The 13,591-nt window shown below is 67.5% G+C and carries 10 protein-coding genes; 2 read left to right on the forward strand and 8 right to left on the reverse strand.

From position 1 onward, the window contains the following. Nucleotides 1-6 precede the first annotated feature (6 nt). On the forward strand, nucleotides 7-1,389 hold the full coding sequence (locus E8A74_RS29505; protein WP_170229467.1) for a S28 family serine protease: 1,383 nt from the start codon (nucleotides 7-9) through the stop codon (nucleotides 1,387-1,389). Between the two features lies 1 nt (nucleotide 1,390). Here the strand turns inward: E8A74_RS29505 and E8A74_RS29510 are convergent, their stop codons facing one another. After that, nucleotides 1,391-2,731 (reverse strand): polysaccharide deacetylase family protein, encoded by a 1,341-nt coding sequence (locus E8A74_RS29510; RefSeq protein WP_136932438.1) that lies wholly within the window; start codon nucleotides 2,729-2,731, stop codon nucleotides 1,391-1,393. Between the two features lie 53 nt (nucleotides 2,732-2,784). Next, on the reverse strand, nucleotides 2,785-4,404 hold the full coding sequence (locus E8A74_RS29515; RefSeq protein WP_136932439.1) for a peptide chain release factor 3: 1,620 nt from the start codon (nucleotides 4,402-4,404) through the stop codon (nucleotides 2,785-2,787). A gap of 194 nt (nucleotides 4,405-4,598) precedes the next feature. Between E8A74_RS29515 and E8A74_RS29520 the strand changes: the two genes are divergently transcribed. Next, entirely contained in the window at nucleotides 4,599-5,585 is a 987-nt protein-coding gene (locus E8A74_RS29520) for an RpnC/YadD family protein (RefSeq protein WP_136932440.1), read from the forward strand. 11 nt (nucleotides 5,586-5,596) lie between these two features. On the opposite strand, the gene E8A74_RS29525 is transcribed toward E8A74_RS29520, so the two are convergent. The 6 genes from E8A74_RS29525 to E8A74_RS29555 all read right to left on the reverse strand — a co-directional run bounded on the left by E8A74_RS29525 (nucleotide 5,597) and on the right by E8A74_RS29555 (nucleotide 13,251). Further along, a complete protein-coding gene (locus tag E8A74_RS29525; protein ID WP_136932441.1) occupies nucleotides 5,597-6,037 on the reverse strand; it encodes a hypothetical protein in 441 nt (146 codons plus the stop codon). Continuing rightward, nucleotides 6,034-8,874, reverse strand: coding sequence for a hypothetical protein (locus tag E8A74_RS29530; protein WP_136932442.1), 2,841 nt, complete (start codon nucleotides 8,872-8,874; stop codon nucleotides 6,034-6,036). The genes E8A74_RS29525 and E8A74_RS29530 overlap by 4 nt, the downstream gene beginning before the upstream one ends. An 18-nt stretch (nucleotides 8,875-8,892) precedes the next feature. Next, nucleotides 8,893-9,600, reverse strand: a complete 708-nt coding sequence (locus E8A74_RS52845; protein WP_170229468.1) for a hypothetical protein — start codon at nucleotides 9,598-9,600, stop codon at nucleotides 8,893-8,895. A gap of 215 nt (nucleotides 9,601-9,815) precedes the next feature. Continuing rightward, nucleotides 9,816-11,288 (reverse strand): ATP-binding protein, encoded by a 1,473-nt coding sequence (locus tag E8A74_RS29545; RefSeq protein WP_170229469.1) that lies wholly within the window; start codon nucleotides 11,286-11,288, stop codon nucleotides 9,816-9,818. Nucleotides 11,289-11,299: 11 nt separating this feature from the next. Then, nucleotides 11,300-12,220, reverse strand: coding sequence for a tyrosine-protein kinase family protein (locus tag E8A74_RS29550; protein ID WP_170229470.1), 921 nt, complete (start codon nucleotides 12,218-12,220; stop codon nucleotides 11,300-11,302). Between the two features lie 476 nt (nucleotides 12,221-12,696). Further along, nucleotides 12,697-13,251, reverse strand: a complete 555-nt coding sequence (locus E8A74_RS29555; protein WP_136932447.1) for a hypothetical protein — start codon at nucleotides 13,249-13,251, stop codon at nucleotides 12,697-12,699. Nucleotides 13,252-13,591 lie beyond the last annotated feature (340 nt).

Genomic DNA, 13,591 nt, shown 5'->3' on the forward strand with positions numbered 1-13,591 from the left:
AAAACGATGATGTCTCGATTCACGCGGGGCGCCTCGCGCCTCGCAGCCCCCCTTGCGCTCGTGCTCCTGCCCGCTTGCTCGGACGAGCCCGCGACCACGCCGCCGCCGGCGGAGATCGACATCTTCGACCGGCTGCAGGCCATCCCGGGGATGGTGGTGACGGAGGAGAACTCGGGGGTCGAGGGATATCGGTACTTTGTGATGGAGTACGAGCAGCCGGCGGATCACGGCGCCGAGGGCGGGCCGGTCTTCCAGCAGCGCTTGCTCTTGCACCACAGGGACGAGGCCGCGCCGTTCGTGCTCGGGACGTCGGGGTACAACGTCAATCCCACGCGGCAAAGGCTGCGGGAGCCGGCGAGTTTTCTCCAGGCGAACCAGCTCTTCGTGGAGCAACGGTTCTTCACGCCCTCGAGGCCGGAGCCGGCCGACTGGTCGCTCTTGACGATCGAGCAGGCCGCGGCGGATCACCATCGCATCGTGGACGTGCTGAAGCCCATCTACACGGGCAAATGGATCTCGTCCGGCGCGAGCAAAGGCGGGATGACGTCCGTGTACCACCGGCGGTTTTTCCCGGACGACGTCGACGGGACGGTCGCGTACGTGGCGCCGCACAGCTTCGGCACGCAGGATGCTCGATACCTCGATTTCGTGGCGTCGCTCGGGAGCTCGACCTGCAAGGACGCGCTGCGGTATTTCCAGCGCGAGGTGCTCCTGCGGCGCACGGCGATGCTCGAGCGAATCGACGCGCAGGCCACGATGGACGGGCTCACGTACGAGCTGCTCGGCCGGGAGAAGGCGCTCGAAGTGGCCACGCTTCAGCTCGTCTTCACGTTCTGGCAGTATTACGACGAGAGCATTTGTCCCGACATGACCGTCGCGCCGACGGACGACGATGTGTGGACGTTCCTCGACGAGATCGTCTCGCCGAGCCTCTTCTCGGACGAGGAGTTCCTCACGTACGAGCCTTATTACTGGCAAGCCGCCACGGAGCTCGGGTATCCGGCGGTCGAGGAGTCGCACATCGCGGATCTCTTGCAGTTCCCCGGGATCGACGTGCCGGAGACGTATCTCACGCCGGGCAAGACGCCGGTGTTCGATGCGACGGTGATGCAGGATATTTCCACCTGGATCTCGGCGGAGGGAGAGCGGCTTTTGTTCGTGTACGGGGAGACCGATCCATACACGGCGGCGGCCTTCGAACTCGGCAATGCGAAGGACAGCTACCTGTTCCTCGCGCCGGGGCTGAACCATTCCGCGTCGATCGTTGATTTGAGCGAGCCGGACCGCACGAAAGCGCTCGATGCGCTGGAGGCGTGGACGGGTGTCACGCCGGTCCTGCCGCCGGAGACGGCGATCCGGGAGCGCAGGACGCGGCGCGATCCCGATTGAGTCACCAGATCTTCGTGGCGTCGGTCATGTTGATGTAGATGACCGGGCCCTCGAACTTCGAAGCGAGGAACTGGTCGGTGTACGTGAAGAGCTCGTCGAGGCGCTCGAACTCGGCCGGGGAGTAATACTCCGTGGTCGCGGGGTGGAAGCCCGTCGAGACCTGCGTGGGCGCGGAGAGCGCGCCGCCGCTCCAGTTCGCGTCGAAGATGTTTTTGATCTCCTCGACGGCCCAGTAATCGACCATGCAGCCGTTGTCCGGGACTTCGAGCAGGCCAAGCGCGGGGCCCTTGCCGCCGGCGACGATGCTGTCCTCCGTGGGACGATAAGGCTGGCTCGTGTCGCCGATCGTCGCCCATTGCGTCTTGTTGAACTCGTAGATGTCGTAGCCGAACCACTCGTCCATGAGCTTCCAGTTGTTCGCGGAAGAATCGACGAGGAAACCCGTGTCGACGAGGGCCTGCGCGACGTGCGTCTCCAGGGTCCAGGCGCCGGCGCGGAAGGAGGTGGGGTTGCCGAAGCCGACCTGGTTCCAGATCTCGTTGGCCTTGCCGAACAGGGTCTTCCATTCCTCGCGGCTGTAGGCCCCGAGACGCACGGTGTAGCCAGTCGGATCCCCGGCCGGATCGGCGACCGAAGGCGAGGTTTTGCAAGCCACCCCCGCGGCCTCGACGAAGTTGCAATACGGGTGGATGTGGAGGCCGAGCTCGTCGCCGTACGTGTCGCGCATGCCCTGGGCCCAGCTCACGAGAAAGTCGCGGCGTTGCTGGGAGACGGCCGGATCGGTGAACGTGTACGGGCCAAGGAGGTGCGTGATCTTGAGCTCGGGGTGCGCCGTGTGGAGCTCGGTGTGGTGGTCGAGGACGCGGTCGTCGACGTCGGAGAAATCCCAGTCCGTCGAGATGACCATGTAAAGCGCGTGCCCCTTGACGAATTCGGCGCGAAAAAAGGCCTCCTTCGAGCCGCGCACGGAGAGCATGAGGCCGTGGGTCCCAACCGGGAGCTCGAGCGTCGGGATCTCGCCCTGCGACGCGTTGTCGTCCGCGTTGAAGACGAGCGGGACCGGCTCGGCGGCGCCGTCGATCCAGGCGTCAATGAAGACGACGTCCTTGGGGGCCGCGACCTGGATGGCGAACGCCTTCGTGGGATTCGTGAGGCCGTCGCCGGCGAGGACGTAACGCGGGATGCCGGTCACGGTGAACGCAGGGTCGTTTCCCGCCGGCGGGTTGGGCCGGACGGGGTCGATGACGAGGGGTGGTTCGCCCCCTTCATCCGGGCCGCAGGCCGGCGCCACGAGGAGAGAGAGGGCCGTGAGGAGAAGGTAGGAGGAAGATCGAAAGCGCATGATCCCTTGTATCATGCGCCCGTCGCGCCCCGAAGGGCGTCATGGAGGTGCGCTCAGTCCGCTGTGGGCAATTTGAGCGCGCCCGCGCCGAGCTCGACGAAGCGGGTCTTCGGAAAGGCCTTCGCGCAGGTCTCGAGCTGCCAGTCGCCCTTGAAAAGGACGACGGGCTGGCCATGCACGTCGAGCGCGCCATAGCCGTAGAGCTGCGATTCGAGCTCCGCGAGCGGCACGGGCTCGCCCTCGACCCAGCGGGCGATGTTCCACGAGAGGCGCTCGATACGCACGTCCGCGCCATATTCGTTGAGGAGGCGGTGCTTGACGACGTCGAACTGGAGCTCGCCGACGGCGCCGAGGATGGCCTCGCCCTCGCGGCCCTCCGGCGGCCGGAAGAGCTGCACGCTGCCCTCCTGCGCGAGCTGCTCGAGGCCCTTCTTGAGCTGCTTGCGTTTCATCGGGTCGACCATCACCACGCGGCCGAAATGCTCGGGCGGGAACTGCGGGAGCGGCGCGTACTTGACGTTCGTGCCGTCCGTGAGGGTATCGCCGATGAGGAAGATGCCCGGATCAAAGACGCCGATGATGTCGCCCGCGAACCCGTCGTCGACGACCGTGCGCTCCTGCGCGAGGAATTGCACGGGGTTCGTGAGGCGAATGTCGCGATCGAGCCGCACGTGGCGGACCTTCATGCCGCGCTCGTACCGGCCGGAGCAGACGCGGACGAACGCAATACGGTCACGGTGCGCGCGATCCATGTTCGCCTGGATCTTGAAGACGAACGCGGTGAATCGCTCGTCGTCCGGGGTGATCGCGCCCTTGTCGCTCGGGCGCGCGGCGGGCGCGGGCATCATCTCCACGAAGGAGTCGAGGAGCTGCGGGAGGCCGAAATTCGTCAATGCGCTGCCGAAGAACATGGGCGTGACCTCGCCGCGCGCGAGCTTGCCCGTGTCGAGGGCATCCCCCGCCGCGTCGAGGAGCTCGACGTCCTCGCGGAGCTGCTTGACCCCTTCCTCTTCCACCGCCTGTTCGAGCTCGGGTGCGTAGAGGTCGTGCGCCTGCATGGGCGCCATCTCGGCGCCGTGGGCGACCTGCTGAAAGAGAAACACCTGCCGCAGGAGGCGGTGATACACGCCCTTGAATTGGCCGCGGACGGAGATCGGCCAGGTGATCGGGTAGACGCCGATGCCGAGGACCTCCTCGACTTCGCCGATGAGCTCGAACGGATCACGGCCGGGCCGGTCCATCTTGTTGACGAAGCTGAAGATGGGCATCGAGCGCAACTTGCAGACGCGGAAGAGCTTCTTCGTCTGCGCCTCGACGCCCTTGGCCGAGTCGAGGAGCATGATGGCCGCGTCGGTGGCCATGAGCGCGCGGTAGGTGTCCTCGCTGAAGTCGGCGTGGCCGGGGGTGTCGACGAGCGAGAGCAAGCGGCCCTTGTAAGGGAACTGCAGGACGCTCGACTGGATGGAGATGCCGCGCTCGCGCTCCATCTCCAGGTAGTCGCTGACGGCGTGCGCGCGCGCGCGCTTGGCCTTGACCGCGCCCGCGAGCTGGATGGCCCCGCCGTAGAGCAGGAGCTTCTCGGTGAGCGTGGTCTTGCCCGCGTCGGGGTGGGAGATGATGGCGAAGGTCTTGCGGCGAGCGATCTCGCGCTGGAGGAGTTGAGGGTCGGACACGGCGGCGCGCGCACCTTAGCACCGGTTCCGCCCCGGGCTACGCTCGCGAGGGCCCGCGGCCGCGGCCGAAGGGCCGCCTCGGCGCGCCCCTGGCGGCCGCCAGGCGGAAACACGGGGCGCCACCCCCGAAGGCCAAGAACTGCGGCCATCGAAGGGGGTTTTGTCCTGGCACGCGGCTCGCTCGGGTCCGCCGCGTGGAAGCGGCCGAGCGAAGAGCGGGACGAGCCCCGGCGGGGGACGACATCGATCTGATCCTGCGCCACGTCTCGCGGAAGCTGCCCCACGCGGTCGCGCGGGCGCTGGTCGATTGCGAGGGTCCCGTCGAGCCTCTGGAATGGGTCGATACGCAGGTGACGTCCCGCCAGCGGCGGCTCGATCGAGCGCTGCTCGTGAAGGCTGCCGAGGGAAAACGCCTGCTGCACGTGGAATGGGCGAGAGCCATGACGCGGGACGTGTCGTGGCGCATGTTCGAATACAACACGCTGACGGCGCTGGCGCTGGGGAGCGAGACGCGCGCGCGGCGCGGGACGAAACCGGAGGAGGGGCCGCCGCGCATCGAGAGCGTGCTCGTGCTCCTTTCAGGCCGCGACGAACCCTGGCCCGAGGAGGGCGTGTACCGGACTTCGCCGGAGGATCGGCCGTTCTCCGGCGTCTCGTTCCGCGTGGAGCCCGTGTACCAGCGGACCGTGGCCGAGCTCGTGCGACGCGCCACCGAACAGGGGAGTCCGTTCTGGTTGATCTTTGCGCCCCTCACGAAAGATGTGGACGCGGACAAACTTGCGCACGTCATGGAGAATTTGCGCGCGCAGAGCTCCCCGGAAGAGTTCGAGGAGCTCTGCGCCGCCATGGCCGTCCTCGCGGAGACAAACCGGCGTGTGAAAGGGCTGAAGGATGTGGTAGTCTCTGCGGGGTCCGGGAGGTTGGTCGTGCAAAACTGGATCTTCAGAGAAGGACGTAAGGAAGGGCGCAAGGAGGGACGCAAGCAGGGACGCCTGGAAGGGCGCCTCGAAACCCTCGCCCATCAGTTCGAACGGCGCCTCGGGCGCCCGCTGACCATGTCCGAGCGACAAACCTTGGAGACCCGGCTCGCGAAGCTCGGCGCAGGGCGGGTCGGGGACGTGGTGCTTGATCGGTCGCCGGAGGAACTCGTGCGCTGGCTCGCGCCGCGCGCCGAGGGGTAACCGCCGAGGAATTACGCCTTCGCCACGGCCGCGAGCTTCGGGCGCATGCCCTCGAGCCACGCCCGCGCCGCGGCCTCGTCGTCGCCGTGGAAGACGTGGCGATCCCGGACCCCGAGCGCGGCCGTCGCGCGCATGAGCATTTCGACGGACATGCGTAGCGCGAAGCCTCCCCCATACAGGGCAAGGGCGCGCGGCGGGAGGCGAATGCGGTGCGACGACAACGCGACCTTCCGCGCCCCCCCGGTCCAGGTGGTCACGCGAGAGATAGAGGCGAGCGTGAGCATGTAGGGACGGCCTTCGCCCCAGACCTCGAGCGCCTCGGCGAGGGACTGGAGCTCCTCGCCGAGCTCGCCACAAAGCTCGATACGGACCGTGTCGGGCGCCTCGAACGCGAGCGTGTGCGAGCCGATCCGTAGCTCCGTGCCCACCGATGGATCCCCCGCCGTCGTCACGCGGACCGGAGCTTACGCTCCATCCGGCGTCTCCGCAGGAGAAAAAGCGCGGCGAGCGAGAGGAGGGCCGGCGAGGTCCCCGACACGTCTCCCGTTACCCGGCACCCACAACCGTCGTCGAGGACGAGCGGTCCCGTGGGCCGATCCCCGCCGCCCGACGAAGCGCCGCCCCCCATTCCACCAAGCCCGCCACCGCCGCCCGCGCCGGCCTCGCCGCCCGCACCGCCATTTCCAGCGGCACCGCCCGCACCGCCGATTCCGCCGCTTCCGCCTGCACCGCCGCTCCCACCCGCACCGCCGCTTCCGCCGCCGCTCCCGCTTCCGCCGCCGCTCCCGCCTCCGCCGCCGCTCCCGCCTCCGCCGCCGCTTCCGCCTCCGCTCCCGCCTCCGCCTCCGCTCCCGCCTCCGCCGCCGCTTCCGCCTCCGCTCCCGCCTCCGCCGCCGCTTCCGCCTCCGCCGCCGCTCCCGCCGGCCCCGCCGCTTCCGTCGTCGGACACGATCCTCGCCCGGACGCGAATTCGCGCTGTCACGTCGTCAAACGCCCCGTACGCGACGAGAACGTTCCCGGGCAGCCCCGCGCAAGCAATCGACGGGGTCTCGTCCTCCGGCTGCGCGCTGATCACGAAAGGCATTGCATCCACGGGCGTTCCGTCGGCGTGCAGCCGGAGCCCCGCGATGTCGTTTGCGCCCTCCGAGACGATCGAATACGTGACGACGTGGCCCGCGCCGTCGAAGGCCACGGAAGGCGCGCGCTCGGCGCTCGGGGTCGCCGCGAGCACGAGGCTGTTCGGATCGAGCACGACCCCCGCCGCCGTCACGCGCGCGGCGTGAATGTCGGGGGCCGTGGGCGCTCGCTCGTCCGACCACACGACGAGGAAGTCGCTCCCGTCGAAGCCCACCGAAGGGCTCGTCTGCGCGTTTGGCGCGACCGACACGGGGATACCCGCGGCGTCGAGGACCGTGCCGTTCGGATCGATCCGGAAAGCATAGATGTCGCCCTTCGTGTCGGTGCGCTGATCGGAGGCCACGGCGAGGAACAACGCGCCATTCGAAGCCAGGCCCGAGAGGAACTGGGAGCCCGGCGCGGTCGTGATCGGAAAGCCCTGGGGATCTTGCACCGCGCCGAAAGGCGAGACACGCGCGCCGTAGATGTCCCACGCCGTGGCGCCATGGCGATCGTCGAGCCAGGCGACGAGCCAGGCATTGCCCGTGGACGCGACGGAGGGCGACTCCTGGGACGAGGTGCCCGTGGCGACGGGGAACCCGCCCGGATCGAGGACGACGCCGGCAGGATTGACGCGCGCCGCGTACACGTCGGTCTGGTTTTGCGTCGTGCGCCGGTCGGTCCAGACGACGAGATGGTTTTTCCCGTCGAACGAGACGCGCGGGTTCGCGACGGGGCCCTGGCCCGTCGCGACGAGGATCGCCGAGGCGTCGAGGACCTGCCCCGCAGGGCTCACGCGGACGCCGGCCACGACGCTGCCTTTGTTGCGCGTGTCCGCCCAGACGACGAACCAATTCGTCCCGTCGAACGCGGCGTCGCCAATGCGCTCCTCGTTCGGCGCCGTGGAGAGGAGCTTCGCCGGCGTGTCCACGGCCGTGCCGCCCTGGGGGATACGCGCGCCGAAAATGTCGCGGTTGTCCGCGTCGGCATCCCACGCGGCGAGGGTATGTGTCGCGCCGGGCGCGAGCGCGACGGAGACGTCGTCCGCGCCGCCCTTGACCACGATGAACCCGGCCGGATCGAGGACCGTGCCCTGCGAATCGATGCGGGTGCCATAAAGATCGTACACGCCGCCGCCATTGCGCAGGTCTTCCCAGGCGGCGACGTAGTTCACGCCGTCCCAGGCGACCGACGGGTAGCGCTGCGCGCCCGAGGCCGCCGAGACGAGCAGGCCCGCGGCGTCGAGGACCGCGCCGTTCGGATCGACGCGCGCCCCATAGATGTCGTACGAGCTGCCGCTGCGGTAATCACGCCAGACGAGGAGCGCGTTCGTGCCATTGCTCGCGACCGCCGGGTACATCTGGCTGCCCGAGGCCGCAGAGACGACAATGCCCGAAGGGTCGAGGACGACGCCCGCCGGCGTCACGCGCGCGGCATACACGTCCTGGTTCGTGCCGCTGCGATAGTCCTGCCAGGCGACGACGAAGCTCGTGCCGTCCCACGCGACCGAGGGGCGGCTTTGCTCGTTCGTGGCGGCGCCGATGGGGAGGCCGAGCGGGTCGAGCAGGACGCCGTTCGAGAGGAGGCGCGCGCCGTAGACGTCGTTCGAGGTGCCATTGCGGAGATCCTCCCAGACGATGAGGACGCGGCTGCTGCTGTCCGCGGCCATGGCCGGGGCGCGTTGCGCATTCGTGGCGCCGCCGAGGACGAACGAGGCGCCGAGCGGCGCGCCCGTGGGCCCGAAGCGCCGCGCGCGAATGTCCCAGCTCGTATCGTCGCCTGGGACACCACTCTCCCACGCGACGACCCAGCCTGCGCCATCCCACGCGGCGGCGGGCGCGAGGTTGGACCCGACGGACGGCTCGATCTCGAAGCCCTGCGGATCGAGCGGCGCGCCGGAGGGGCCCACGAGGACGCCGCGCAAGCCCGAGGAAAAACCGTCCGCCGCGTACGCTTCCCACACGACGAGCCAGTTCGTTCCGTCGTAGGCGACGGCCGGGGTCGTCTGTTTTCCCTGGGAAGGACCATAGGCCGGCGCGTCGAGCGGGATGCCGGGCGTGACGATACGGGCCGCGCTCGGGCCGACGTCGGGGAGGCGGGCGCCCGCGCCGAACAAGGCGAGGAGGAGGGCGCCGAGGCCACAAGACAAGGGGAGGAAGCGCGGACGGGCCATGCGGCCAGGATACGATCGTCAGCGAGGTCGTTCGAGCGAGAAGGTGACGGTGACGCCGACGGGATCGGCAGTCGGGGCGCCGACGGCCTTGTTCTTGAGGAGCAGGCGGATGCAGGACGCGGCCTCGTCGGTCACGCCCTTCTTGCTCTCGATCTCGACGCCCTCGGCGCGGCCGCGCACACGGACGAGGAAGGTCACCTTGAGCGAGCCCTTCGCCGCTTCGAGGCCGCCATTGTCGGCGATGCACTTGGCAATGCCTTCGAGATTCGAAGTGATGAACTTCTCGGCGCGCGGGACCTCGCCACCCTCGAATTTCGGCGTGGTGATCGTGACGAGGGGCGGCGGGCCGGGCTTCGGTTTTTCCGGCGGAGGCGGCGGCGGCGGCGGCGGCGGCGGCGGGGCCGTTTCGGGCGGCGGGGCCGCGTCCGTGCCGCCGTCCGGGGAGGGCGGCTCGGGTTGCGGGGGCGGCGGGAGCCAGCCGGCGTCACGCTCGTCGGGGCGCAGGCAACGGACGAATCCGCGGTGCGGATCTTCGAGGGCGCCGTGGGGGCATTTCGACGGATCGTCCTCCGTCTTGCGGCCGAGCGCGTCCGCCTCCGTGTCCCTGGAGGCGTGGCTCCGTCCCACCGGCTCGGCCTCCGGCATGGCCGCGCCACAAGCGCCCGCCGAGGCGAGGCCGAGGAGGGCCGCGGTGGCCGCGCGGAACCAGTTCGAGTGCGGGCTCATCGGGAGGGAACCTAGCGGCCGGGCGGGGAGAGGGCCAGAAAAGGGGGACGATTTGTTGGCCCGGTGCGGCGGCCTGACGTGTCACCCAAGATTTCGGCTGCGCAGGGCTGGGATAGCCATTCAGGTGAGGTTCGGCCTGCGGCGCAATGGCCACCGAACGCCCCTCGACAATGCATTGCAATTTGTTTCGAATATGGAGTGACCCGAGCCCTGCGTCATCCGTTGTTGCGCACGACCTTCCGGGCGACGCCGCCTTTTCGCTTGAGGCCGAGCCCCTTCAAGTAGAGGTCGGGCACGTCGAATTTGTCACCTCCGCGATCTCGCACGATGCCGAGCTCGAGCAGGAGGTCGACCAGATCTTTGGCAGACTTCGCTGGGGGTCGCTGCTCGGGCCCCTGCTCGAACCACGCCTCCCAGCGCTTCCCGAGGGCTCCTTCCAGGATGCTGCGTGACCTCCAGGGCACTTCGGCGATTGCTTTCAGGCGCTCTTTCACCTCTGGCAGCCAGCGGAACTCATCATTCGCTTGCGTGACGTAGGCGTCCGAGACCTTGTCGAGGGCGTTCCTCAGGGAGATATGGCTCAGGACCTGGGCGTGCTTCGCGTGCATGGTGCCCGCCTCGAGGATCGCGGCAGTTTCGAAGAGCAGGATGAGTGATCGGGGCGACACCTTCTGGTTTCCATCCCGGAGGTGGTCGATAATCCATGTGAATGCCTCCCCCTTCCTCCCGGTCGGGCCCATGTATTTCCCGACGATACGCTCGATCAGAGGTTTGGCTTCGTCCTTCTTGACGAGAATCGGGACGTGGCCAAGCACCGGGTCATCATCATAATGTACCTTCTCGCCCTGCCCCGTCGTGCAATAGTCGAACCATTCGTCGCTCAAATTGGCGAGGTGCTTGATCAGCACGGCGTACAGGTTCTTGTCGCTCCAAGTAAGCTCCACCCGGTTGGCCGCGAGCTTGGCGACATCCGCGCCCGCGACATCGCTGCCATGGTGCCGATAGAAGTCGGTGCGCAGAAAAATCTTCGGCCGAATACGTGACCAGCGCCGGCTGTGGTGGACCCAGAACGCGATCAATCCGCGAATCAGCTCGCCCATCGCCGACCAGTCCGAGTAGTAAAGGGTGTCGAGCTCGTCGTACATGACGAAGACCCACCGCTCCTCGGCGACGAGGCGCTTGTCCAGGTCGTCCATGGCGGCCGTCGTCGCGTTTCCGGCCGCCAAGAAATCTGCGTGCCTTGCGTCGACCTCCGCCCCAGAGCCCCGAATGAGCTGCTGAAAGCGCTCCACTTCCGGCTCTGCCTCGAGCGCGCGCAGGAGATACGCGAACCATACCTCCTGCGCCGTCGTCCTCCGCGACGAGCTCAAGATGAATTTCTCCAGGCCCGCCTTCGCAGGACCGTAGTCCATGGGATAACCGCGCAACCAATTCGTGTCGCCCTTCGCAAGCCGCACCTTGGGCATGCGCCGCTGCACCGCCTCTCGTAGGTCGGCATCCCCAGCTACGCGGACAAGCTCCGTCTTGCCGGCGCCTCGGTCCCCGACGATGAGGACCACATCCGGCTCGAGCGCACGGAGGTGCTCGGCGATGGGATAGAAGTTGGCCTCGACGCGCCCACCCGCCTCGGCCTGGCCCGCGTTCGAGCGCAAAGTCCGCAAGAGCTCGAGCCTACTCTCGTTCGTCAATGACGCCATGCTCAGCCCCGCTCGCTCCCATCGACAGCCTCGGCCGCCGCGAACTGCATGAGCACACGCCTCCCGAGCGCTTTGTATGGCCCTTCCAGCAGATCTAAGACCACATCGTCCACCGAGGAGAAGAACGCGAAACGATACCGGTAGGGGATTTCGATGGCGTCACCGGGCGCGTCCTGCTTGCCATCGTCACCGGTATTCCAGTACGAATCCTCGGGGTCGCTCTCCTTCGTGACCCAATACTGTGCCTCGAGGACCTCGTCGAGCCATGCGTGGAATTGTGGTCGCGCGAGCTTCTCGACATCCGCGATATCCACCAGCATCGCGTGCACCACGATGACGTTGGCCTGCTCGTAGTCCCGCCGGATCCGCTCTGCTCCGAGGCTCCTGATCACCTGCGCGATCCCGAGCTGGCTCTGCGCGCTGCTCGTCGCGAAGAGCACGTGCAAGTGCGCGATCCCATCCAGCAGGAGCCCCGCCGCTGGGGACAGGCCGGCGCGAGAATCAATCAGGATCCAATCCGGTTCGAGCTTCGCACGCGCCGCATGAAGCACGTGCTCGAGCGGATGATGAGTGCCGCGGATCTCCAGATCGAGCCGAGCGAGCTTCATCAAATAATGCTCATCGACGCTCCCCGCGGGCATCACGATGACCTCGCCGCCTTCGTCCCCGACGAGCTTCTCTCGCCGAATGCGATGCACGTAGTCGTTGATGTCGACATCACCGAGCTGCGCATCGAGGAGGTAATCCACGAGCCCCCGCGTGACGCCTCCCTCGTCAGGCGAAAGCAAGGTTCCAGCCCCAGGTGCGTCGAGATCGACGTCGACAACGAAGACCCGCTCGCCCATCCTCGCAAGCTGAATGGCCATGGCTGCGAGCGCCGTCGTGCGTCCCACGCCTCCCTTGAAGGAGTAGAATACGACCACGGGTGGCCCAACCGTCGCTTCCTCGTCGGTCGACTTCCCCTCATTCCATCCGTGCCTAGGCGTCCAGACAGGCTCCCGAAACCGCGGGAGCCAAGCCGTCCGCGTCCGCGTGCGATCGTCGATGCGAAGCCTATCGGTCAAAGGGACGTCGTGCCCATCCTCGTGGATGCCAGGAACTTCGAACCCTTCCTCCCACGCTGCCGAATACACGCGATTATCCGCGAACGAGGTCTCTTCGTTCGAGACCCAAATCTCGCCCTCCCAGAAGCGGCCACATGGCCCCAATGCCTGGGTGATCCGCGATCGGATGCCCGTCTCGTCCGCGCCGCTCCCCAACCAAAGGATGACTCGCAGCAGCCCGAAGAGGTCCTGCCCAAGGACTGCTTTCTCGATGCTTGGCTCGTCGTGGAGAATTTTCAGCAGCGCATCGATCGCGTGCTGCCGAGCATGGCCAAGGTCGATGGAAGCGTCCCCCATCACTTCACCAACCCGTCACGCCTCATGAGCCCCACCGACGCATCATAAAGCGCGCAAGCTTCCTCGAGCCACTTCGCGGCGTCCTCGGACAGAACGCTCCCATTCCCTCTATACCGAATGTTCGTAAACTTCTGGAGATCTCGGAATGGCAATCTCGTCATGTCGACGGTGGGCACGTATCGCACGGCCCCCTCGCTCAACACGTCCTTGTAACCCGTCGTCGCAGCCGCAAGATCAGCGAGGTCGTGGTCGCGTCCGTGCGTCTGCGCCTCATTCCGTGCGACGCTTTTGAAGTCGAGCGCTCGCGATCCCGGCTTGAGCGCCCTGGCGAGCGGCACGGGCGGACGCTTCGCCTCCGCGAGTTCCTCGTTCAGCAGCTTCATCATGTGTCCGACCATGACGACCGTGCGCAGAGAGCACTCGATGGCGAACCCTGCAAGGTAAGCCGCCCCGTCGAATCGCTTTGCATCAAGCAGCGTCCTTGCATCCGTCAGATGCTTTGCCGCGGCTTCCGGGTAGTCATCCCCGTTCGCCCCGAACTTCAGGTTCGACACGCGCCGAGCCTACACAACCTTGCCCTTCCTCGCCACGTCTCTCCAGGCCGCCCGTTTGGCCGGACGGATATCCAGCCACTCTCTCATGCAGGCGGATCCAGCCACGACCATCCGCCGACCGACCTCCGCACCCGCTCCAACGACACCTCGGCCGCCACCGACTTGCCTCCGCACCCGCTCCAATGACACCTCGGCCGCCACCGACTTGCCTCCGCACCCGCTCCAACGACACCTCGGCCGCCACCGACTTGCCTCCGCACCCGCTCCAACGACACCTCGGCCGCCACCGACTTGCCTCCGCACCCGCTCCAACGACACCTCGGCCGCCACCGACTTGCCT

It is taken from the genome of Polyangium fumosum, assembly GCF_005144585.1.
Classification (GTDB): Bacteria; Myxococcota_A; Polyangia; order Polyangiales; family Polyangiaceae; genus Polyangium; species Polyangium fumosum.